Source organism: Rheinheimera sp. NSM, from assembly GCF_052380015.1.
GTDB lineage: Bacteria > Pseudomonadota > Gammaproteobacteria > Enterobacterales > Alteromonadaceae > Alishewanella.
In genome coordinates this window covers 1,284,175-1,307,675 of the sequence record NZ_JBQTCI010000001.1, presented here as the reverse complement: position 1 = coordinate 1,307,675, position 23,501 = coordinate 1,284,175, and the positions used below count along the sequence as shown (strand labels likewise).

The following is a 23,501-nucleotide window of genomic DNA, read 5'->3' as shown; positions in this document are numbered from 1 at the left end:
CACTTTGGCAGAAATTAGCTGGTGATTATCGCTAATAACCGCTGATTAAGAAATAAAAAAATGCCCGCACAAAGCGGGCATTTACTAATTACTCTGAAAGATTATCAGAACTTGTAGCTTAAGCCTAAGCGAACTTCCCATAAAGAAGGTTCGATACGACGGCTCTCTGCAGTCGGCTTTCTGAAATTGTAAACATACTGACCATTATCATTGATACTGGTTGTTACAGCAGCAGTTTGTGAGTTGCCTTCTTTAACAATACCCCAATCGTCGTTCAGGAAATTACCCACGTTTTCCATTACGAAATAAACACTGCCTTTGTGCTCAGCACTAAAACCAGCAAACTGTTGTTCGACGCGAATATCAAACTTGTTCCACCAGCTACCGCTAATTGCATTCCTTGGCATGATATTCCCGCGGAAACCTTCAAGTCCCTGCTCGCTAACCCACGCATTGAAATCTGCTTCGTTTTCCGGAGAGACAAAAACTACACGATTATCATTAACTTCAGGTACATACAATAACTGACGACTAGCGTCATTAAAGCCTAAACCTGAACTGGAGCGGTTAAATGTATAACCATAAGAGTTGCTCTTCACTGCCTGTCCAAACAAGCTAAAGCGAGTCTCGTAGCCAGCAAAAAATTCATGCGCATAGGTTAGATTCAGAGTCAGACGATGTGGGATCTCGTAATCAGAGGTCGCCAGCGCCAGATTTTGAGTATCCGACGCAGCTACGAAGTGATAGTTAGAGAACGCAACAGAACTGTTCATTGGGTGTACATCTTTGGCATCCGTGTAAGCATAACCTAAAGATGCAGCAATACCATTGTCATATTGCTTTGACACTGCCAGAGAAAACACCGTTGAGCGGGCATCGTCGCCCTTGCGGTTCGTCAACATAAAATCGTTGAAAGTACCACGGTTTGAAGTGTAAACAGGACGCCCATCAGGAGCTGTTGCTGTTTGTCTCAGTGCAAGATCTTGAATAATAGCTGAGTTTTTCTTACGGCTATGAATTAAATCTGCTGTCAACACATAATCATCCGGCGCAGTAAAAGTTGCACCTAATGAGTATTTCCATTCTGATGGGATCTTAAAGTTAGGATCGGTAACGTTCGTAGTAGCATCTGCGGTACCATCACCAACAGCATCATAAAGTGACTGCGGAATATCGTAACCCGGGCGTCCTTGTCCAATCAAATCAACGGCATCATCGCCAAGTAATTGGATATTTCGGAAGTTAAGCTGAATATTCCGAATACCGTCATTTGAATAGCTGTTAGAGATCCAGACATTAGGATTGCCGCCCGAATACAAACCAACACCACCACGCACTTCTAAATCATCAGTCGCAACCCAGTTAATACCTAAACGTGGTTGCAACAAGCTCTTACCATCTAAATTCTGCTGATTTGAAAAGCCATAACGCCCTTCGAAATTAGGGTTATTAGTAGGTACATCACTGCTGCTATACCAGTCATAACGTAAGCCTGCAGTAACAGTTACATCAGCATTTGGTAAGCGGTACTTGTCTTGAGCATAAACTGTGTGAATCGCGTATTTGAACTCACCGGCAGCATCAGCAGGGTTATGAGATGAGGCATTACCATAATAAACTCTTGCCAAACCATCGCGGAAAGCATCAATACCTTCAAAACGATACTGCCCTACTGAATTCTGTACAAACAGGTTATACACATCCAGATTCTCATATTCATAACCAAAATACAGCTCATGATCGTCCAGATAGTACGTGCCGGCTAATTTAAAAGACAGATTGTCATAGTTAAGCACATTAGATTGTCTTGAGTCATCAGGCCCTAAATAAACAGTGGCACCATTTACACCCAGAATTTGTACTTCACCAAAGCCGCTGGCTGCATCGATTGAAATTTGTCTGTTTTTCAGTTTGGAGTAACCAATGCGTACTTCAGTAGAAAAATCTGCAGTCCAATCAGAATACAGTGAACTGACATAAGACTCGAGCTTAGCTCCTCGTTCAAAGAAGTGATTAGATAAAGAAATCCGGTCTGAGCCAGCATCTGACTGTGATATTGAGAACCCGTCATTATAGTTATAAACAAAATTCAGACGGTGGTAATCATTAATATTCCAGTCCAGCTTGACCAGGATTTTTTCATCTTCAACCGGCATGCTCGGAATTAATGAACCAGGATCATAGTTATACAATTCTTTAGAAATGTTAACTATTTCGTCTATTTGAGACTGGGAAACTACACCATTAGCAAAGGGGGCGTAGTCAAAAATATCTGACCCTTCTAATTTTTCGTAAGCAACGAAGGCGAACAAATTATTTGCGATTAACGGGAAGCCGACGTTAAAGCCATAACGCTTTTCGTTATAAGAACCTAAATCCTGTTTATCTCCCTCTAATTCATCACCTTTTAAACTATCACTGGTGTAATCAATAAACACCCCACCGCTAAGCTTATTACCACCAGACTTAGTAACAGCGTTGATATTACAAGAGGTAAAACCACCATATTTCACATCGAAAGGAGCCAGCTCTACAGCAACTTGATCTATTGCATCAAATGAAAAAGGGATGCGCTCTGTAGGATAGCCACTTGAGTTCAGACCAAAATTATCATTCATTCTCACGCCGTCAACGGTCAGACTGTTCGAGCGAGGGCTGCCACCGGCACACTGTATGGCACTGGAACCACTTTCATTGATATAAATACGTGGGTCTATGCGAATAACATCTTTAATATCGCGATTTACCGCAGGTGATACTTCCAAAGTTTGCGCATCAAAACGGGCAGCAGGAGCATTATCTCCGGTAAAACGTGACAATGATGAGCCTGACACCTGAATTCGTTCTACACCTGAAGTTGCGTCAAGTGTTCTTACTAACTGATATGTCTCACCTAAACTTAAATATACATCGGAAACTTCTGTATCAGCAAACTGTTCGGAGTCAACCAAAATGCGGTATGGACCACCAACGCGAAGGCCTTGAGCATTAAAAACGCCATTAGCGTTAACTGTAACTGTGCTACTGGTACCGGACGGAACGTGGATAATAGTAATTTTAGTACCTTCCGCAGGTACACCTTGTGGGCCGGTAATAGTACCGCGAATAGCCGACGATGTATTCGCCAACGCAACATTACTGACGCCAAGAGCCAAAGTCACGGCTAAGGCTATATGTCTGATTTTCATATTTTCTCACCTGGTAGTTGTAGGTATTTATCTAAATCCATTTGAATACAGATGCTGCTTTCAATTTGGGAGATAATGGTAACTAAACCATATTACATTTTTCTTACGCCAATCCGATTTACGGGAACTTTTTGCTCCTCTCATTGTCATAGGCGATTGCCACATAAGTGTAACATAGCTGGTCTGAGTTGCGCACTATGCTGGCTAAAATTGGTTAAAAAACGACATCATATGCATTTTCAGCTATTTACTGGTGTTTACCTGCGAAGCCTTTTATCCTTATCGCCTGCCTGAATTAACGGTCCACTTTTAATGAAAAAATACGCTTTAACTCTTATTTTCAGTTCGCTGTTTAGCTTTGGAGCATCAAGCAATATGAGTGCAGCCGAAATTACTTTCGCCACCTTTAACGTCAGCATGGAAGCGCAAAATTATTTACCGCAGGGTGAAACCGGCGATGCCACTGTGCTGGCGAAATTGTTGCAAACCGGCAATCAGCCGCAAATTCGTAACATTGCCCACATTATTCAGCTGGTGCGGCCGGATGTGTTGCTGCTGAATGAATTTGACTACATTGCCGATGCCGATAAAGGCGTTAAGGCTTTTATTAGCAACTATCTGCAGCAGCCACAAGGCTCTGCTGCAGCTATTGATTACCCCTACTTCTACTACAGCACAGTGAATACCGGCCAGCCCAGCCCTTTTGATCTGGATAACGACGGCAAAGCAACCGGCACAGGCGCTGATGCCTGGGGTTATGGTTTTTATCCGGGCCAATACGGTATGGTACTGCTATCTAAATACCCGATAGACACAGCCAATGTCCGGACCTTCCAGCAGTTTAAATGGAAGGATATGCCTGGTTTTATGCCAACGAAAAAAGCGGACGGCCGCCCCTGGTACAGCCCTGATGCCTGGGCAGAGTTTCCGTTATCTTCAAAAAGCCACTGGGATATTCCGCTGCATATAAACGGCAAAACAGTGCATGTTTTGGCCAGCCACCCGACACCACCGGTGTTTGATGGCGCAGAAAACCGCAACGGCATCCGTAACCATGACGAAATACGTTTATGGGTAGATTATTTAACGCCGCAAAACGCCGGCTATATCTATGACGACAATGGCAAGAAAGGTGGCTTAGCTGCAGGTGCGCGCTTTGTACTACTGGGCGATTTAAATGCCTCAGCCGATGGCGAGGGTGATGCACTAAATGGCGCTATCAGTGCTTTGTATAATCACCCGCGCATTAATAATGCCATGCCACCAAAGAGCGCGGGCGGCGTTGAGAATACACCAGACAACCCCAAAGCAGCGTTCCATACCGCGGGCTGGCGTATGCGGGCAGATTATGTGTTGCCGTCTAAAGCCGGCTTTATATTAAAGGACAGTGGTGTATTTTGGCCGGCTAAGGCCGATGCGTTGTATCCGCTGGTGGGCTCACGCGGTGCCAGCTCTGATCACCGTCTGGTTTGGCTGAAGCTTGAGCTCAGCGCTGAATAATCAGCACTGAGTTAGCAAAAGAAAGATCAGAATTTCAATACCAGGTTTTGCACGTGTACCGTAACTTCTTCACGGTCATGGTACAGGTGCTTAACTTGCAAGCGGAATTTAATATCTGCATCTGCCAGGCGCTGCTCAAGCTGAGCCAATATATCCGTTACCGTTTCGTAGCGTTTTTTCATCGGCAGTTTTAAGTTAAATATTGCTTCCTGACACCAGCCGTTAATCAGCCAATCGCCCATTCGCTCCGCAACCCGCTGCGGCTGCTCAATCATGTCACAGACAACCCAATACACATTTTTCTTTTGCGGCTCAAACTTAAAACCATCTACAGTTAAATGCTTAACCTGACCGGTTTCCATCAGCGATTCCGCCATAGGGCCGTTATCGATAGCGGTAACCATCATGCTGCGCTTTACCAGTTGATAGGTCCAACCGCCCGGGCTCGCGCCCAAATCAACCGCATTTAAGCCGCCGCCAAGGCGCTTGTCCCATTCGTGTTTCGGAATAAACTGTAAAAAGGCTTCTTCAAGCTTCAAGGTACTGCGACTTGGCGCTTCATTGGGGAATTTAAGCCGCATAATGCCGTTTTCCAGCGGGCTGTTATTCTCCGGATACGACAAACCAACATAGCCCTGTTGGCCGGTTAGCAAAAATAAATGCAGCACCGGCGCGCGTTTTTGCTCTCTTGCCAGCATAACCCCGGCCTGGCGCAATGCCTGGCGCAGCGGCACAGTGAGTTTGCGTGCCAACGTCGACAGGGTTTTACCATCGTTAGTTTCCGGATACTCTACCCTTAACTCGCCGCAACCACTTAGCTCCGCTGCCAATACCGCTTCAATTACCGGCGCAATACGGTCGGCCGGCGGCAGCTCCAGCAGTTCCGCCTGTAACAGGCTCCACTGACGGATAAAAATAAACTGCTCAAACGGAAAGTCACGGTAAAACTGTGCCAGGCTGTCGGCGTCATAAGCTTCAAATATCACAAAGGCGCTGTTGGCACTGAGCTTACAAAAGCCGAACACATCGTACTGGCCGGCCTGGTGCTGAATTTCGGCCGCGCATTCTTTTTCAAAACCAGCGCGACAATACAGTAATAGTTGTTTCATGTTAACTCCGCCGCCAGGCACTGATGGCAAGCAACAGCCAGGCAGCTATAAAGAGCTGGCCGCCGATGGGCGCCAACTGTGAATAATAGAACGGCCAGGCAAATACACCTGCCAATATAGTCCAGACAAAACACCACAGCCCCAGATGCCAGATAACAGCCACTAACTTTGTCAGCTTAGCCTCGCTGTGCTGCCGGCCCAGCGCCAGTAACGCCAGGCTATGAAACGCCAGCATGGCCAGAGCACTAACTACCCTTGCTACCGCCTCTGTACTTAATTGCCCCTGCCACATATGCATTAGTACTGCACTTAAGCCCACTACAGCAGCGCCATACAGGGCTGCTATGCTGTTACTGCTTTGCCAAAAGTACTTCATCAATTTCCCTGCTGCAAAATTGGGCGGCCTGTGCGATAAGCTGCTGTTGCGTTAAGCCGCTTTTAAGCCGTGGTTTAAAATCATGATCGCCGTCGCTAAGCCAGTGTAATGTTAGCTGCGGCCAGCTTTTATCTGCCAGTTCAGCTTTACTGCCAAAAGCATCACGCTCTCCCTGGGCAATAAACAGCGGGCAAGCTAAAGCGGCAAAATGCTCAGTACGCCAGCTGTGCTTTTTCGGCGGGTGAAACGGATAACCAAAAGCGAATATGCCCTGCACCTTGTCATGCCCGCTCAGCAAACTGGCGACACGCCCGCCCATAGATTTACCGCCGGTAAACAGCGGTAAATCAGCCGGGCAGTTATCCAGCCGGCGGCTGAACTCAGCCTGCAATAGCGGCATTTTATCCGGTAAGCTGCGCTTACCGCTGTCGATAAAGCGCTGCATATAAGCAAAGTTAAAGCGCCATACTTCTATATTAAGCAGCGCCAGTTGCTGTGCCAGTTGTTGCATAAAGTCACTATGCAAACCTGCACCAGCACCGTGGGCCAGCAATAAGCGCGCCTTTGGCAAGCCGGCGGTATCAACAATAACCTCAGTCAAGGGCAACCGCATTGGTAAACTGCTGCTCGGCAAAAGCAGCTTGCTCTGCTTCTACCATGGCTACCATCCACTGGCGGAAGGCCGTTATTTTACCCAGCTCAGTCTGACTTTCACGACAGACTAAATAATAAGCATCTTTTGAAATCAGCACATGATTAAACGGCACTATTAAGCGGCCGGAGTTAATATCCGGCCGCGCCAGCACGTTATGCGCCAGCGCCACGCCCTGACCATGAATGGCAGCCTGCAATACCATCGACGAGTGGCTGAATATCGGCCCCTGATTGACATTAAAATGCTTAAAATTTTGCGTAGTAAACCAGGCTTTCCAGGCCCGGCGTGAGCCATCATGCAATAAATTATGGTATTGCAGATCGGTTGGCTCCTGTAGCGGCTTAGTGCTGTTTAATAACAGCGGCGAACATACCGGTAATAAATACTCAGTGTGTAGCTTATCAGCATGCAAATTGCGCCAACTGCCGCGGCCATAATAAATAGCCACATCAACATCATCGGTCAGTGAACCTTCGTCCAGATCCACCGCTTTAATCCGCACGTCAATATCCGGATGTTGCTCGCTAAACTGATTCAAGCGTGGCACCAACCACTGAATAGCAAAACTGGGCTGCAGGCTTACCGTTAACGAGCCTTTAGCACCGCGCGCCAACAGCTTTTCGGTAGATTCATGCAGTTGTAAAAAGATTTCTTTAATATCAAGAAAATAGCTTTGCCCCTCTTCGGTAAGCAGCAAAGAGCGGTTTTTACGCATAAAGAGTTTAAGGCCAAGATGATCTTCCAGCGCTTTAATCTGATGGCTGATAGCGGCTTGGGTAACGTACATCTCTTCTGCCGCCTTGGTGAAACTTAAATGCCGGGCGGCAGTTTCAAAGGCTTTTAAGGCATTAAGCGGAGGCAGGCGACGCGCCATAATATCTCTTAGATAACTAAATCAGTGATTAAATTTTCTAATCCGAATTATAACGCCGCCACTACTACTTAGCCAGCACTGAGATAAGCTAAACTTATTTTTCTACCGGCTTGTAGCCTTCAATCTCAACGTCTTCGCCTTTAAACAAGAAGGCTTCCATTTGTGCTTCCAAAAACTGCCGATGCTCGGGGTTCATCATATTCAGCTTTTTTTCATTAATCAGCATAATCTGTTTTGCCTGCCATAAGGCAAAAGCTTCTTTGCTGATACTGTTAAAAATCTTTTTGCCAAGCTCGCCAGGGTACAGCTGAAAATCCAATCCGGGGGCTTCTTTGTTTAAATATTCGCAAAATACGCTACGGCTCATACCTGTTTATCCTTGTTGTCCGGGGTTGTCGCCGGCAACTGCTGAAACAGTTGTTTTGCCGGTGCTGACAAACCTACCTGTGGAATGCGGTCTATTGTAAACCAAGTTGCCGCTGATTGCTCCTGCACGTTAGCAGGCTTGCGCGCCAGCTGCACCAACTGCGGCTGGATCCACAAATGAAAATGACTGAACGTATGGCGAAAGCCAGCCAGTTCGGTGCTGCTTTTAACATCCAGCGCATTAAGGGCGATATATTGTTCACGCTCAGAGTGTGAGGAAAACTCAATAAAGCCAAACAGCCCGCCCCACAGGCCGGCAGCCGGACGCTGTGTCAATAATACTGCATCGTCATGCTGCAGCAACAGCCAAAAACTTTGCTTCTCCGGCAGGGCTTTTTTGGCTTTTTTGCCGGGATATAAGGCCTGATCACCGGCCAGGGCCGCTTTGCACTTTAATTTAAGCGGACACTCAACACAGCGTGGCTTACTGCGGCTACACAAGGTAGCGCCTAAGTCCATCATCGCCTGGTTAAATTCTGCTACGGTTTTTTCCGGCGTTAGCTGCTCTGCCAACTGCCATAGCTGCTGCTCTGTTTTTTTATCACCGGGCCAGCCGGATATAGCGGCAAAGCGCGCCAATACCCTTTTGCAGTTACCGTCTAAAATCGGATAATGCTGCCCCAGCGCTAAAGATAACACCGCACCTGCGGTAGAACGCCCTATACCCGGCAACGCCAGTACCTGGTCAAATTCGGTTGGAAAGTCGCCGTTATACTGTGCCGCCATAACCTGCGCCGCTTTATGTAAATTGCGCGCCCGTGCGTAGTAGCCAAGTCCGGTCCATAAATGCAGCACCTCATCAAGCGGGGCCTGCGCCAGGGCATTAATATCAGCAAAGTGTTCGGTAAAACGGTCGAAGTAAGGAATTACCGTGGCCACCTGGGTTTGCTGCAGCATTACTTCGCTAAGCCAGGTTTTATACGGGCTTTTATTCAGCTGCCACGGCAGTGTTTTACGGCCGTGCTGCTGGTACCAGCTAACCAACTGATTTGAAAACCAAACTGCTTCTTGTTGCGGCAACATAACGGCCCCTGCTGTGAAGATTGCGCGCAGTATAAGCAGCACTGTTTGCCTTGCCAACCATAATCGCGGTTGAGCAAAGCCGCTAATACAAGGATAATACGCGCCGTTAACGATTATGCGGAGCAACAAATGACAGACAGTACCGGCCAGCAGCAGGATCAACAGGCTGAAAACACTACCTATATGCGCAGAATTCGCTCTTTTGTGCTGCGCGAAGGCCGGCTGACCAAGGGCCAGCAACATGCACTTGATACTTACTGGACCGACTACGGTTTAACTTATCAGAGCCAGCCGCTGCAATTGGCAGAAGTATTTGGCCGCGACAACCACAAAGTGCTGGAAATCGGCTTTGGTATGGGCAAATCGCTGGTGCAGATGGCAAAAGACGCTCCGGAAAAGGATTTTATCGGTATTGAAGTACACCGCCCTGGCGTAGGTGCTTGCTTATCTGAGGCCGTAGCGCAGCAGGTAAAAAACCTCAAAGTGTTTGAACACGACGCGGTAGAAGTACTGGAGCACAGTATCGCCGATAACAGCCTGGATACAGTACAGCTGTTTTTCCCCGATCCCTGGCACAAAAAGCGCCACCACAAACGCCGTATTGTGCAGCCGGACTTTGCGCAGCTGCTGCGGCGTAAATTAAAGCCCGGCGGCGTATTTCATATGGCCACCGATTGGCAAAACTATGCCGAACATATGCTGGAAGTGATGCTGCCTGCAGAAGGCTTCAGCAACCTGTCTGCTGACAATACTTATGTTGAGCGGCCAGAGCATCGGCCACTAACCAAATTCGAACAACGTGGCCAACGTTTGGGCCATGGCGTTTGGGATCTGATGTTTAAAAAGGAAAGCTAAATGCTAGCAACAGCCAGTCAACTGGTACTACGTAACATCGACGATCTACGCGGTAAAGTGTTAATAGTTGAGCCTATGGCCGACAACCTGGCCACTGAACTGCTGCATCTGGCGCCGGAACTGGAACTAAGCTGCTACAGCACAGATGCCGGCGCAGCCCAAAGCTGGAGCCATCCTGCGGTACAGCTGTATGCTGATGTCAGCCCGCAGTTTAGCGCCGGCTTTGACACTGTGGTGCTGTTTTACCCGAAAAGCAAAGAGCAACTGGCTTTTACGCTGGCCCAACTTAAACCGGCTCTTAGCGCTACCACGGCAGTGTTTGTTACCGGCGATAACAAAGGCGGCATTAAAAGCCTGAGCAGCCACGCGCAAAAACTCGGTTTAAATGCCAACAAGCTCGATAACGCCAAACATTGTTTATGGTTTGCCTTACATGGTGATTTTCAGCAATTGCCCCAGGCTAAAGCAGTGAGCTTTAACATAGACGCGGCCGGTGAAAAGTTAACCCTGCATTCGCTGCCGGGCGTATTTAACCACGGCAAGCTGGATGTCGGCACTGCACTGTTGCTGGATAATCTGCCGGAAGTACACCAGGGTAAAGTGCTGGACTTTGCCTGTGGCTGTGGTGTTATCGGCGCTATGTTAAAGCGTAAACATCCGGCAATTGAGCTGTTTAGCTCTGACATCAGTAGCTTAGCCGTAAAGGCCACAGAGCTGACCCTGGCAGCCAATAATCTGACCGGCACTGTCGTTGCCGCAGATGGCTTACCGGCCACGCCGAAACAATTTGATTGTATTGTCAGTAACCCGCCGTTTCACACCGGCATTAAAACCGACTACAGTATTGTGGATGCTTTTATCAGCCAAAGCGCAGCCAGGCTTAGCAGCAACGGCAGCCTGACTATTGTTGCCAACAGCCATCTGTCTTACCTGGAGCTGTTACAACAGGCGTTTAAAAAGGTTACAGTAAAAGCCAAAGCCAATGGCTTTGTGGTGTACCGGGCGACTAATCAAAGTTAAAGGATAAGGCTATGCGCAAACTGTTTGCTCTGTTATTGCTGATCTGGCTCACGCCGGCAACAGCAGCTGACAATTTGCGCTGCATTGAAAACCCGAAACGGATAAAAGCCTGCCCGCACTTGCTGTACCGGGTGGCACAATTATCCGACATGGCAGCGCCTGCTGTGATTTGTATTTGCGTCAGCGACTTTGCGCAAGTGCTGGCACAGCCCAAAGATGAGGCTGAAAAGATAAGATTAAATATGACTAAACGCCAGTTGGAAGTACAACATGGCGATAAGCTGCAGCAGGTACTGGATATACTGCAACGGCGGATTTAGTCCGGCAACAACACCAGCCGCTCGCTAAAACTACCTAAGCTTTCTTCGCGCTGCTGCATTAACACCGGCACCAAAAACAGCTCGCCCTGCTCCACCCAATAAATCGCATTTTGTTCAAAGCGCAATGCCAGTTGCACGGCACAGCTTTTATCACACAACACTATCCAGCTTTTTTCCTGAAAGCTTAAATCCGGTGCACTGCCTATTACCGAGCGATAAGGCAAGCGTTGCTGATTAAGATAAGCCTGCAATTCATTGTCACGACGTAGGTTAAGATAAGGATGTTCGGTGATACCGGCGGGGTTTTGCGCACTGACAATAGCAAAATCAACATCACAAGTCAGTGCCTGGTGGCAGAGAAAAATACTCGTTTTATAACTTTCCCACAGGCTCATAACCTAACCCAAAAGCAACAAGTGCTCTTACTATAAACGGCTTTACTAATTTTGCCACTGTTGTTTGCTAAAAAGCGTTAATGTGCATAACATCAATGCAGGGCTGGCAAAACAGCCGGCCAGGGCTCAGTTTGGATGAGATAAACGAATGATTACCATAGATAAAACCACGTCGATAAAAAGCGCTTTAATTTGGGTGATCATGCTTATATGTAGTCTTACGCTGTGCCTGGCGATGGTAATATCTACCATGCAGGATGTGAAGTTACAGCGAAAAAAACTGATTTCTCAGCTGGATGGCTATGTCAGTATTATTGCTTTTAACGCCCGCAACAGCATTTTGCAGGATGATGCCGACACTGAAGACAACCGCCTCAGCTCTTTTGCGGCAGTGAATATTTTGCACAATGTGCATATTTATAAAAAACTGACAGAGCCAGACAAGCTGAGTTTTTTTTCCAGCTATAATCGCCGTGATATAGGCCCTCATCCGGTGCAGTTCGACCGTGCCCCGGCCCTGCTTAAGCCATATATCAGTGACGACTATATAGAGCTGAGCAAAGCCATTAAAGATAACGATACCCTGCTTGGTTATGTGTACCTGCGTGCCAGCCAGGAAGAACTCAGCGCTTATATTCAAACACGGATCCTGCTGGACATCTTAATTGCTCTCGTCGCACTGGGCAGCGCCTTTTTTATCAGCTCCAGGTTACAACGGCGCTTTACCACGCCGATAGATACGCTGTTAGATGTAGTGCAAAAAGTCGCCAAAGAAAAAGATTACCGCATCCGCGCGCCGATAGCACCAATCAAAGAATACAATATGCTCAGCCGTGCCTTTAATACTATGCTGGACAGAATTGAGCAGCAAATCAGTAAGTTGCAACAAGCCGAGCAGGAGAACCGCCGCTTAACATTAAGCCTGGAGCAAAAAATTGAGCAGCGTACTGACGCATTAAAAACCTCAAACCAGGAGTTACTCAATACGCTGGCAACACTGCACCAGTACCAAAACCAAATTGTCGAAACCGAAAAGATGGCCAGCCTGGGCCAGATGGTAGCCGGCGTGGCGCATGAAGTTAACACCCCGATCGGCCTTGGCGTGACAGCCTCTACCCTGTTGCAGGACAGGCTGGCTGATATCCAAAAAGCCTTTGATGAGAAAAAACTCACCTCATCGCAACTGGCTAAGTTTTTATCAGAGAGCAAAGAAAACCTTGGCATTATCTATCGCAATATGGAACGGGCAGCCAGTTTAATTTCCAGTTTCAAACGGGTAGCCGTTGATCAATCCAATGAAAACCGCCGCCAGTTTAATATGCTGCAGCTGATCAACGAGGTACTGCTGTCCCTGAGGCCTAATCTGAAGAAAACCCAACACCAGATCAACGTTAACTGTGAGCCGGAGCTGGAACTGGACAGTAAGCCCGGGCCAATTAACCAGATTTTGATCAACCTGATAATGAACAGCCTGATCCATGCCTTTGAGCATATAGAGCAGGGTGAGATACAAATCACCGTCAGCGTCGAAAACAACAACTGTAAGCTGCTGTATGCAGACAACGGTGCCGGCGTACCGGAGTCAATTAAAAAGCGAATTTTTGACCCCTTTGTTACCACCAAGCGCGGTGAAGGTGGCAGCGGCCTGGGTTTGCATTTGGTGTATAATCTGGTCACTCAGGCATTAAACGGTAAAATTCAGCTGCAAAGCACCCTTGGTCAGGGCATTCAGATCCAAATAGACTTCCCGGTAATAGTACGCAGCAATAAATCAGCTAAATCATTAACTTAGTTAAAAAATGCTTGATTAGTAGCCCTGAAAACACATTAGAAAAATCTAATTGTTAACAAAAAACTTGTTAACAATTGGACAGATGGTTATAATTGCGTATTATTTGACAAATCCAAGTCATCTATAAAACGTAAACGCATTATAAATTTCACAAAATTCACATAAGGTTTAACTCCAATGCAAACACCTGTGATTCTGATCGTTGAAGACGAAGAAGTAACCCGCCTGAACCTGGTTAGTCTGTTCCAGGGGGAAGGCTATGATGTCATTGAAGCTGTGAATGGCGAAGAAATGAACCAAAAGCTTACCGACAATAAGGTAAATCTGGTGGTTATGGATATTAATCTGCCGGGCAAAAACGGTTTAATTCTGGCGCGGGAGTTACGCCAGAGAGAAAATATCGGTCTGATTTTCTTAACCGGCCGTGACAGTGAAGTAGACCGTATTCTGGGTCTGGAAATTGGTGCTGATGATTACTTAACCAAGCCTTTCAACCCACGTGAATTAACGATCCGTGCCCGTAACCTGTTAACCCGCACAGTGGCGCAACCTGTGGTTGAAGAACACAAAAGCGTAGTGAAGTTTAACGGTTGGACGCTGGATGAAAACAGCCGCAATCTTACTTCCCCGAAAGGTGTGGCGCGCCGCTTACCGAAAGGCGAATACCGTGCCTTACGTTTAATGTTGGATACCCCGGGTAAAATTTTCACCCGTGAGCAATTAATCCGCCATATGACCGGCCGTGATTTGCGCCCGAACGACCGTACAGTAGATGTGACCATTCGTCGTATCCGTAAGCATTTTGAATCTGACATCGACAGCCCTGAGTTAATCAGCACCATTCATGGTGAAGGTTACCGCTTTGTCGGCAAGTTAGAAAAGTAGACCGTTACGCATTTTCGAATCGGCAAGTTAGAAAAGTAGACCGTTACGCGTTTTCGAGTCGGCAAGTTAGAAAAGTAGACCGTTACGCGTTTTCGAGTCGGCAAGCTGGAAAAGTAAGCCGCTAAGCCTGTTCGATGTATTCAGACAGAGCAGCCAGGTGCTGCTCTGTTTTTAAGTGAAAGTCTACCAGTTGCCGCTCCAACCCCTGCCAGTTAACCGGGTCCTGTTCAAAGCGTTTTGCCTGTTGCTGCACCCATAACAAACCAACCGATGCTGCCGCACCTTTTAACTTATGTGCCGCTTCCTGAAAGTCATGCTCCTGACGTTGCACCGCAGTTTCCATCATGCGGTTCATATAACCGGGCAGCAACTGGCTAAACAGTTGCGCACTGCGTTTTATCGCATCCTTACCAAGCGATTGGATATAGTCATTCAGTGTGGCCTGATCCAGCACCTGTTGTTCATTATCCGGCGCCACCACTTTGGGCAGTTGCAACTTCATCGCGCTGGGTGAAAACAATCGCGCCAGCACTTGATCTAACTTAGCCGTATTCAATGGTTTAGCCAGGGCGCCATCGATATGTAATCCGGCCAATTGCTGCTCTGCTTTGCGCACATTGGCGCTAAGCACCACCACCGGCAACGCACATAGCCGCGCTTCATTGCGGATATAGGCAGCAATTTGCTCACCGCTCATATCCGGCAGTTGCATATCCAGCAGTACTAAATCAATATCATCTTCGGTTTCCAGCAGTGCGATGGCATCTTCACCGGTTTCTGCATGCACCACAGTGTGGCCACGTTGCTCCAGCAAGCCAATGGCAATTTCAGCATTAAGCGGTACATCCTCTACCAGCAATATGGTTAGCTCCGGGCACTCAATTGCCTGCTGTTGTTCCTGCTGCAGTACTTCTGTTGGTAAGCTGACAGCAAAGCGGCTGCCTTGCGCCACAGCGCTGCTGACACTGATTTTTCCCTGCATGGCTTCCACCAGAGCTCTTGATACCGACAAACCTATACCCGAGCCCATAATGCTCAGGCGGCGGCCATCGTTGGATTTATAGTACATATCAAAGATGCGCTCTTGCTCCTGTGCCGCTATACCTATGCCGGTATCTTCTACCGCAAAGCTCAGCCGGTTATTGTCCAGCTCGCAGTACAGACTAACAGCGCCGTTCGCGGTGAACTTCACGGCATTATTCAGCAAGTTCCACAGCACCTGGCGCAGCCGCGTCGGATCAAGGCGTAAATAAACATCCATTCCGCCTGTGCAGCTAAGGTTAAACTGCAGGCCCTTTTGCTGGCACAATAACTCAGCGAAGTTAGCGATATCATTAATAAACTGCCGCAACGACACGCTCTGATAGACAATATCCAGGTCCTGGCGGTCAATTTTATCCAGGTCGATAATGTCATTGAAAATATTGCCCAACGTTTCGGCACTGCTGAAAATGGTGTTGGCCCAACCATGCTGCTGTTTGGTCAGCTTACTTTCAATTAAACGCCGGCTTAAGCCAACGATGCCGTTTAACGGCGTCCTGAGTTCATGGCTTAGCGTGGCAATAAATTTGCCTTTATCCAGATAAGCTTTTTCTAACGCTTGTTCAGCCAGCTTACGTGAGGTAATGTCGCGGCCAAAACCAAGTAAACCGATGTAGCGGCCGTGGCGGTCGTAAAACGGCACTTTGCGCATCTCAAACCATAACACCTGGCCGGCGTCTTTAATAAATTCGACATCCAGCGTCAACTCTGACTGCTGCATATCACTGTTGTACTCGGTCAAAATGGCAGCCTGGGCGCTGTCATCGGTATAAATATCGGCCGGATAACGGCCAATCAGTTCACCGGCCGTTTTGCCCATAATGGCTTCAAACATTTTATTGCAACTGGCGAAGCGGCCGGTTTCATCGCGGTAATAGAATAAGTCGGGGGAACTGTCAACAATAGAGCGGATCAGCAGGCTTTGTTCTTCCAGTTCAATCTGGGCTTTTTTACGTTCGGCAATTTCTTTACGCAGTTCATCTATAGCGCGGCGTTTCGCCTGGAACGCCTTTTTCCGCTCTTCAATTTCAAAGTTAAGTTGGCGAATATTGTCCTGCATGCCCTCGTTCAGCAAGCGTTCCTGATGTGCAGAGTCTTCCAGATAAGACAGTGCCGCATCTAAATGCAGCACCAGATAAAACACGAAGGCGATAAACACCGGCGCAATAATCAGCATTACCAGGGCTGCGCCCTTCACCGCTGCCCAGTCAATGCTGTTAGTCATGACAATGCTAAAGGCAGCGCTTATCGCGGCTCCCAACGCCAGCAACAACAACTGGCAAAATAATGCCAACCGCAGCTTGCCCCACTTACGGATCCAGCTTGCTACGGCTTTAACCTGTGGATGAACCGGTCCATGCATCAGCTGGTCACCTCACTAAGCGGACATTATTGTACAGGTTGAATATCCAGCATCAGGTTGCGGTAAGAGCAATACTGCACTTCTGTATCCTGCTGACGGAATACCCCCTGGCGGGTATAAGATGAATGATCTTTATACAAACTTATTTGATGGCCCTGACCCACCTTAACCGCCTTGCCATCGGCCTGACGGCTTTGTGTCAGGCAAAGTAAATGTGCCAGCTGCTTATAATTGTCGCGCTCAAACAGCTCGCCTGAGCTCAGCATAGGTGCCTGGGTATTATTAGGTGCAAACTTCCAATCGGCAAAACGGCTGCGCAGCAGGCCATCTTTTAACTCCAGGGTGTCACCACGAGTCAGATAATGGGTGCTGACCTGCGTAATCTTAGTCGCACTGCCCTCGCCTTCAGTTAGCGTTTGCTGGTTATCAACCACATAAACACCGGCAGCCCCCAACACTTCCATTTTCACCTCAGGGGCATTTTCCTCTGTACTAAAACCCACCAGTAAGGCGGTGGCTTCGTCTACGCCAAAACCAAACCGGGTTTGCGTATCATGTTGTAAGCGGATCAACCGGCCCTGGCGGCCACGCTCAGAGAAGTGGGTATCCAGTACACCCCATGGAAACAAGCCTAAACCACCGCTGGCGGTGTAGGTAAGATGATTCTCTGCCAGGCCGTTGCTACAGCTTTGATCTTTATCACAGCCCGGTTGCGGTGCCGGCAAATCAAAAGCGCCAAACTGCATGGCGTTGTAACTGTCGCCATTGCTAATCATCGGCGTATTGTGCCCCAAATAGCTGCCGCCGGACATTACCGCCGTGCCGGCGCTGGTACCGGCAACAATGATCTGGCCGGCGCTTAACATCGATTGTATTTGTTTCAGTTCAGCTGAGGCACTGCCATCGTCCAACCTGAAAGCCTGGAGTGTCAAGCTCTGGTCGCCACCATTAATAAAGATAGCGTCAGCACGGCGAATTTGCTCCACCGCAGCTGCGCTGCCCTGGCGGCAAAACTTCATTTGCTGCTGCATCAGATCCGGGTATATCCGTTCGCGTTGGTAGGTACCGTGGTACGCCGCCAAATATTGTGGCAACTGCTCACAAGAGGGTTCATTGTCAATACGGTTTTGTTGCGCGGCGCGGTATGCCGCATTGATCGGTAACCAGCTGACTTCAGCGCCTGCTTCTTCAAACAAGTTGGTATAAAAATCGACAGATGCATAAGGATCACGGCCTGAGGCGGTAACCACTAACAACCGGGGCTTACGTGCCGGCCCTGCCACCTGCTGTGCTAATTCAACAATTTTACGATACAGCTCCACTGAAAACGCATCGCGGGTCTTGGCCAGATTGGCATATTCTTTTTGTCTTTGCGCTGCACTGCGCCGGCTGGTGTTGTCTTGCGCCGTCGCCATTACCTGCAATTGGTCCAGCACGAAGTTGCGCTCGCGGTCGCTCAGTTGGTTGTAGTTGTCGCGGCCTGATACCCAGATACCGTCAATTTCTATTTCTGCTGAACGCCACAGCCTGACTAACTCGCGCTCAGTCACCCGTTCATTAGTTACTCTGCTGCGCACAAACTGCAACAGTGCCAGAGTTTGCTGTTGTTCTATAGCCCGCTCTGCACTCCAAAAGCTGTCACTGGCAATATTGTTAAGCTGAGTAGTTGACAGGCTGAACAGGTCAGCTGATTTTGCTGCCGGCGAAAAAACGTCCGGCTCTGAGCAGGCGCGGGTATTGCCTGAGCTACAACTTTGTAAACCGCCGCCAACTAACACCATTGAATAATCGGGAAATTTTTTATTACCCTCTGTGTTTGCCGCAGAAACGGAGCACGCCAACAGGCTGGCAGTGATATAAAAGCTGAGTGATCTCATTATTCTCTTTCTTATCTTAAGCGCAGAATCAGGTAACTATCGTAGATCCGGACAGAACCCAAAAATTTCAGATAGCATAGATTATCCTGTATTGACTTCTTTGCCAATTAGCAGTAATTCTATTAACGTTGTTTAATTGCTCACACATCATTTTTGGTAGCGATATGTTAAAGAAAGCCTTCGCGCTCAGCTTATATCACTACTCGTCCTACTACCTGTCGGAGTGGTTTAACGAGTAGACACACGTCAGGCACTAAACCGTGTCTGGCAGGTCTCTATTCCTGCACCACAACAACTAACATAAATAATTATAAGCACACTTATGCGGACTATACCGCAGGCTGTGCCATGTTAAGACAGGTGTATCTATGCGCAAGTTATCTCCTTTAGCGCTGGCAGTTGCCGGCAGCTTTTTCGTTAGCCCATGCCTTTTTGCCGCGGAAGAAACCGCAAAAGAACAGCAAAAAATTGAGAAAATTGAAGTTACCGGTTCGCGTATTAAAGGTGTCGACCTTGAAGGCAGCCAACCGCTGGTCATTATCTCTGCCGATGATATTAAAAACTCCGGCGCCAGCACAGTGTACGATTTACTAAAAGACGTCGGCCAGTTGCGCGGCGGTTCCGGCACTTTCTCCACATCTGAAAGCGGCACTGCATCTAACGACACGCCTGCCGGTCAGGCTGCTGCATCGTTACGCGGCTTAGGCCCTTCTTCTACCCTTACCCTGATCAACGGCCGTCGGGTTGCTGCATCATCCTTTGCAGCCGGTACCGAAAACTTTGTCGATATTAACTCTATTCCGGTATCAGCCATTGAGCGGGTTGAAATTCTGGCCACCGGCGCATCCGCCATTTACGGTGCGGATGCCGTTGCCGGTGTTATTAACTATGTACTTAAAAAAGATTATGACGGTGCTGAGCTGAACCTAAGCTATGGCAACTCGATGGCAAGCTCTGACGAAGGCAAAACCGGTATTAATTTGATTTGGGGTAAAAGCTTCGGCAACAGCAATCTCACCCTGTTTGCCGACTACTTTGATCGTAATGACTTTGCTTACAGCGACCGGGATATGACTGACGAAACATGGTCATTATCCAGCCGCGGTCAGTTTGCCAGCGTGCGTTATACCACCTCAGATTTTTTAGATCCGGTATCAGATGAATATGTTGGCTTCCCTGATCCTGCCTGTCCGGCGGAACTGGTTGTGGTTACCGACCCGGTGTTTGGCGATAGAGCCTGCGGTTATAATCCAAATCAGGATATGCTGATCCGCCCTGCGCTGGAATCAGCTTCCGGCGGCTTTATGTTTAACACTGAGCTCGATACGTTACGCTGGTCGAATGAGTTTTTTATCAGCCGTACCAAATCAACCGCACAAAGCACACCGGCTAACTTCACTAATCTGCAGGATCAAAGCAACTGGCTGTTTGCTGCCTTCGACAATCCTTTTATTCAGAACAACGCAGAATTGGTGTCATTGATTTATCCGGGCTTTGAAGCCAGCCCTAATGGTAACGACGTGGATGTTGTTGAATTACGCGGCCGCTTTCTGGCACCAAGGCAGATTGAGAATGAAACCACAGCACTGCGTTTTGTGTCCGCATTGCAAGGAGAAGTTGCTGACTTTGAATGGGAAGGTGCGGTTATGTATTCGCGCAGTGAGTCAGAGCAAAACGCACTGGCCGGCATTTACAATCGCTACAAATTTAATGCCGCCTTGTTTGGCGAATTATGTGCCGATGGCAGCACCAACTGCTCACCAGATGACGGCGGCTTGTGGTTCAACCCCTTTGGCGGCCAGACCGGCAACGACGACGTACTGGCGTTAATTACAGAAAACCCGTCGCGCAAGGGTAAATCGGAGGTACTAAGCGCCGATCTGCGTTTTAATGGTGAGCTGTGGGAGATGCCGGCAGGTGTGGTTGCTACAGCTTTTGGTGTGGAATACCGGCAGGAGAAACTGAGTGATAATCCTGATTTAATTGCCCAGTCGCGTTTTGACCGCGACTATCTGGTCGATGTTATCGGCTTCGGCTCAAGCAAGTCCAGCGCAGAGCGTAAACAGTGGGCTGCCTTTGCCGAATTGTTTGTGCCACTTACCGGCACAGTCGATTTGCAACTGGCAGCACGTTATGACAACTACGACGACTTTGGCAGTAGCGTAAATCCTAAAGTGGGCCTGACCTGGCGCCCGACTGACAGCCTGGTACTGCGCTCCTCATGGGCCACATCGTTCAGGGCACCTTCGCTAACGCAGGCCGGTGTCGAACTTCGTACTACCAGTACAACAGCGCGCTGCCTGCCGGAATTTGCTGAGCTGTTTTGTGGTGGTGACGTTGGTGGTGAAATCACCCCTAACACGCTGGAGTTTGGCAATCCTAAGCTGAAAGCGGAAGAAGCCGAATCCATCAGTGCCGGTTTTGCCTGGAGCCCGACACGCGACATCACCTTTACCGCAGATTACTGGCAATTTGATCATAAAAAGATTATCGGTACAGACTTAGAGTCGATGCTGGTACGCACTCTTACTGAATCAGACCTACGCTTCTGTGGCTTGGTACCCGCAGAGCAAACAGGTATCTCCTTTGACCCGGAAATGTGTGATGAGCTGGGCCTGGCGTCAGGCTTCACCGAAGATTTAAATCAGGTGCTTGCTGACTGGCAAGATGTTGATACCCGCGCCACCAGTCTGCCATTGTTTCGCGACCACATACTATTGCTGGAAAACACCGGCAACCAACAAACTAAAGGTATCGATTTTACCTATAGTCAGCGTTTTGACAGCGATTGGGCGGTAATCCGCTTCAGTGCCGACATTACCAAATTGATGAGCTTTACCCGCGATCGCACCGCGTTTTCCGGTACAGAACAGCTGGCCGGCAGCTTCCGTTATCCAAAACTGTTAGCCAGTATGAAACTGCGTTTTAGTGGCGATAGCTGGTTTGGTGGCATTAGTGTTAATTACACCAGTGATTACCAGGATGAAATCGCGCTGTTGGAGCCGTCAGACATAGACTTGTTAGCTGAGCAAGGGGTCGCCATTGACCGCCGTGTGCCGTCATGGACCAAAGTTAATGCCCATTTTGGCTATGATATTTCAGACAGCCTGACGGTCAGCCTGAATATCGATAATGTGCTGGACCGCGACCCACCATTTGTTTATGGCCGCTATAAAGACGTCGATTTTATTAACCATGACGTTATAGGCCGTAACTATCGCGTGCTGGCAACCTATCGCTTCTAAAATCAGCCGGGGGGAGCCATACTCCCCCCGATAATTCAAACAGATCCCAAGGCTTTTATATGTCTACCGTAACAAAAAAACCGGTATCGATGCCTGATGCCTTTGTCATCCTGTTCTTTGTGATGATGCTGGCTGCCATAGCATCGCATCTGGTACCGGCCGGTTCTTTTACGCTAACCGAACCTGCACCCGTTGCCGAAGGCGCCGCCAAACTGAAGGGCAAAATTGACCCGAACAGTTTTACCTTTGCCACAGAGACGCAACAAGGTGTACCGCTGTTTGCCGAAGGTGGTGGTATTGGCTTTTTTAACTATGCCTTTGAAGGCCTGGTGTCCGGCAATAAATGGGGCTCGGCTATTGGCGTAGTGGCCTTTATTCTGCTTACCGGCGGTGCCTTTGGCATCATTATGAAAACCGGCGCTATTCATAACGGCATCCTGGCGCTGATTGCCAAAACCCAAAGCATGCAGTTTTTGTTTATTCCGCTGATGTTTGGCTTGTTCTCTTTAGGTGGTGCGGTATTTGGTATGGGCGAAGAAGCTATCGCCTTTTGTATCGTGCTGCTGCCGCTGATGCTGGCATTGGGCTATGATGCTATCACCACAGTGCTGGTAACTTATGTCGCCACCCAAATTGGTTTTGCCACCTCCTGGATGAACCCGTTTAACGTGGCTATTGCCCAGGGTATTGCAGAAATACCGCTACTGTCGGGCAGCGATTTACGCATTGTTATGTGGGCGGTATTCACGCTGTTTGGCGTTATTTTCACCATGCGCTACGCGGCAAAAGTGAAGGCAAACCCTGAGCTGTCGTTAAGTTTCAGCACCGATCAGAAGCTCAGAGCGCAGCAAAGTGCCGATGCCAAAAACAGCTACAGCCCGCTTGACTCGATAATACTGCTGGCATTTTTTGCCGGCCTGTTATGGATCATCTGGGGCGTAACTACCCGCCAATACTATATTCCGGAAATTGCCAGTCAGTTTTTTACCATTGGTATTGTCATTGCCGTTATTGCCGTGCTGGGTAAACGCCTGAGCATGAATGAAGCCGCCGACGGCTTTAAACATGGCGCAGCCGAGTTATTGCCTGCAGCACTTATTGTGGGTATGGCTAAAGGTATAGTGTTATTGCTTGGTGGCGATAACCCTGAGTCGCCCTCAGTGTTAAACACCCTGCTGTACTACAGTGGCCAGGCTCTGGGCGATTTACCGGCCTTTTTATCAGCCTGGTTAATGCTGATTATCCAGTCAGTGATTAACTTCTTTGTCGCTTCCGGCTCCGGCCAGGCCGCACTGACTATGCCGCTGATAGCACCATTGGCCGATTTAGTCGGACTTTCCCGCCAGATTGCGGTATTAGCTTTCCAACTGGGAGATGGCTTAACCAACTGCATTATCCCCACCTCTGCCGCGTTAATCGGCTGTTTGGGTGTGGTACGGCTTGACTGGACGGTATGGTTCCGCTTTGTCTGGAAATTACAACTATGGCTGTTCGCTTTAGCCAGCGCCTTTATGCTATTGGCCGTGGCCATAGGTTATCAATAACAGCCTGCTGGCT

General features: G+C 48.4%; 18 protein-coding genes. 8 read left to right on the top strand and 10 right to left on the bottom strand.

The window, feature by feature from the left end:
- Positions 1 to 104: 104 nt before the first annotated feature.
- Positions 105 to 3,188 carry a TonB-dependent receptor gene (locus tag ACTZWV_RS05855; RefSeq protein WP_444785630.1) on the bottom strand — a complete coding sequence of 1,028 codons (3,084 nt, stop codon included), beginning with the start codon at positions 3,186 to 3,188 and terminating at the stop codon, positions 105 to 107.
- A gap of 375 nt (positions 3,189 to 3,563) precedes the next feature.
- Between ACTZWV_RS05855 and ACTZWV_RS05850 the strand changes: the two genes are divergently transcribed.
- Positions 3,564 to 4,688 (top strand): endonuclease/exonuclease/phosphatase family protein, encoded by a 1,125-nt coding sequence (locus ACTZWV_RS05850; protein WP_444785629.1) that lies wholly within the window; start codon positions 3,564 to 3,566, stop codon positions 4,686 to 4,688.
- A 26-nt stretch (positions 4,689 to 4,714) separates the two neighbouring features.
- On the opposite strand, the gene rlmM is transcribed toward ACTZWV_RS05850, so the two are convergent.
- From rlmM to mutY, 6 genes are all read right to left on the bottom strand, one after another.
- Positions 4,715 to 5,797: a 23S rRNA (cytidine(2498)-2'-O)-methyltransferase RlmM gene (rlmM, locus tag ACTZWV_RS05845; protein ID WP_444785628.1), complete on the bottom strand. Its 1,083-nt coding sequence runs from the start codon at positions 5,795 to 5,797 to the stop codon at positions 4,715 to 4,717.
- Between the two features lies 1 nt (position 5,798).
- Positions 5,799 to 6,173, bottom strand: coding sequence for a DUF423 domain-containing protein (locus tag ACTZWV_RS05840; RefSeq protein WP_444785627.1), 375 nt, complete (start codon positions 6,171 to 6,173; stop codon positions 5,799 to 5,801).
- Complete coding sequence (locus ACTZWV_RS05835; protein WP_444785626.1) at positions 6,148 to 6,786, bottom strand: alpha/beta family hydrolase; 639 nt, start codon at positions 6,784 to 6,786, stop codon at positions 6,148 to 6,150. Before ACTZWV_RS05835 ends, ACTZWV_RS05840 begins: the two co-directional genes overlap by 26 nt.
- Positions 6,767 to 7,702 carry a transcriptional regulator GcvA gene (locus tag ACTZWV_RS05830; RefSeq protein ID WP_444785625.1) on the bottom strand — a complete coding sequence of 312 codons (936 nt, stop codon included), beginning with the start codon at positions 7,700 to 7,702 and terminating at the stop codon, positions 6,767 to 6,769. The genes ACTZWV_RS05835 and ACTZWV_RS05830 overlap by 20 nt, the downstream gene beginning before the upstream one ends.
- A 94-nt stretch (positions 7,703 to 7,796) precedes the next feature.
- Positions 7,797 to 8,069 carry an oxidative damage protection protein gene (locus ACTZWV_RS05825; RefSeq protein ID WP_305552827.1) on the bottom strand — a complete coding sequence of 91 codons (273 nt, stop codon included), beginning with the start codon at positions 8,067 to 8,069 and terminating at the stop codon, positions 7,797 to 7,799.
- Positions 8,066 to 9,151, bottom strand: a complete 1,086-nt coding sequence (gene mutY / locus ACTZWV_RS05820; RefSeq protein WP_444785624.1) for an A/G-specific adenine glycosylase — start codon at positions 9,149 to 9,151, stop codon at positions 8,066 to 8,068. Before mutY ends, ACTZWV_RS05825 begins: the two co-directional genes overlap by 4 nt.
- Before the next feature lie 129 nt (positions 9,152 to 9,280).
- Here mutY and trmB point away from each other — a divergent pair, with 129 nt between their 5' ends.
- Genes trmB through ACTZWV_RS05805 form a run of 3 tightly spaced genes read left to right on the top strand, consistent with a single transcriptional unit; the run spans position 9,281 to position 11,346 of the window.
- Positions 9,281 to 10,006, top strand: a complete 726-nt coding sequence (gene trmB / locus ACTZWV_RS05815) for a tRNA (guanosine(46)-N7)-methyltransferase TrmB (protein ID WP_444785623.1) — start codon at positions 9,281 to 9,283, stop codon at positions 10,004 to 10,006.
- Positions 10,007 to 11,026, top strand: coding sequence for a methyltransferase (locus ACTZWV_RS05810; protein ID WP_444785622.1), 1,020 nt, complete (start codon positions 10,007 to 10,009; stop codon positions 11,024 to 11,026).
- An 11-nt stretch (positions 11,027 to 11,037) separates the two neighbouring features.
- Complete coding sequence (locus tag ACTZWV_RS05805; RefSeq protein WP_444785621.1) at positions 11,038 to 11,346, top strand: hypothetical protein; 309 nt, start codon at positions 11,038 to 11,040, stop codon at positions 11,344 to 11,346.
- Here the strand turns inward: ACTZWV_RS05805 and ACTZWV_RS05800 are convergent.
- A complete protein-coding gene (locus tag ACTZWV_RS05800; RefSeq protein ID WP_305552822.1) occupies positions 11,343 to 11,741 on the bottom strand; it encodes a DUF3293 domain-containing protein in 399 nt (132 codons plus the stop codon). The genes ACTZWV_RS05805 and ACTZWV_RS05800 overlap by 4 nt on opposite strands.
- A 148-nt stretch (positions 11,742 to 11,889) precedes the next feature.
- Between ACTZWV_RS05800 and ACTZWV_RS05795 the strand changes: the two genes are divergently transcribed.
- Both ACTZWV_RS05795 and arcA read left to right on the top strand, forming a co-directional pair.
- Positions 11,890 to 13,533: a sensor histidine kinase gene (locus ACTZWV_RS05795; RefSeq protein ID WP_444785620.1), complete on the top strand. Its 1,644-nt coding sequence runs from the start codon at positions 11,890 to 11,892 to the stop codon at positions 13,531 to 13,533.
- A gap of 177 nt (positions 13,534 to 13,710) precedes the next feature.
- Positions 13,711 to 14,418, top strand: coding sequence for a two-component system response regulator ArcA (arcA, locus tag ACTZWV_RS05790; RefSeq protein ID WP_173502352.1), 708 nt, complete (start codon positions 13,711 to 13,713; stop codon positions 14,416 to 14,418).
- Positions 14,419 to 14,539: 121 nt separating this feature from the next.
- On the opposite strand, the gene ACTZWV_RS05785 is transcribed toward arcA, so the two are convergent.
- Both ACTZWV_RS05785 and ACTZWV_RS05780 read right to left on the bottom strand, forming a co-directional pair.
- On the bottom strand, positions 14,540 to 16,822 hold the full coding sequence (locus ACTZWV_RS05785) for an ATP-binding protein (protein ID WP_444785619.1): 2,283 nt from the start codon (positions 16,820 to 16,822) through the stop codon (positions 14,540 to 14,542).
- A gap of 26 nt (positions 16,823 to 16,848) precedes the next feature.
- A complete protein-coding gene (locus ACTZWV_RS05780) occupies positions 16,849 to 18,699 on the bottom strand; it encodes a cyanophycinase (RefSeq protein ID WP_444785618.1) in 1,851 nt (616 codons plus the stop codon).
- A 368-nt stretch (positions 18,700 to 19,067) separates the two neighbouring features.
- Between ACTZWV_RS05780 and ACTZWV_RS05775 the strand changes: the two genes are divergently transcribed.
- Positions 19,068 to 21,944, top strand: a complete 2,877-nt coding sequence (locus tag ACTZWV_RS05775; protein WP_444785617.1) for a TonB-dependent receptor domain-containing protein — start codon at positions 19,068 to 19,070, stop codon at positions 21,942 to 21,944.
- A gap of 59 nt (positions 21,945 to 22,003) precedes the next feature.
- On the top strand, positions 22,004 to 23,488 hold the full coding sequence (yfcC, locus tag ACTZWV_RS05770; RefSeq protein ID WP_444785616.1) for a putative basic amino acid antiporter YfcC: 1,485 nt from the start codon (positions 22,004 to 22,006) through the stop codon (positions 23,486 to 23,488).
- Positions 23,489 to 23,501: the final 13 nt, after the last annotated feature.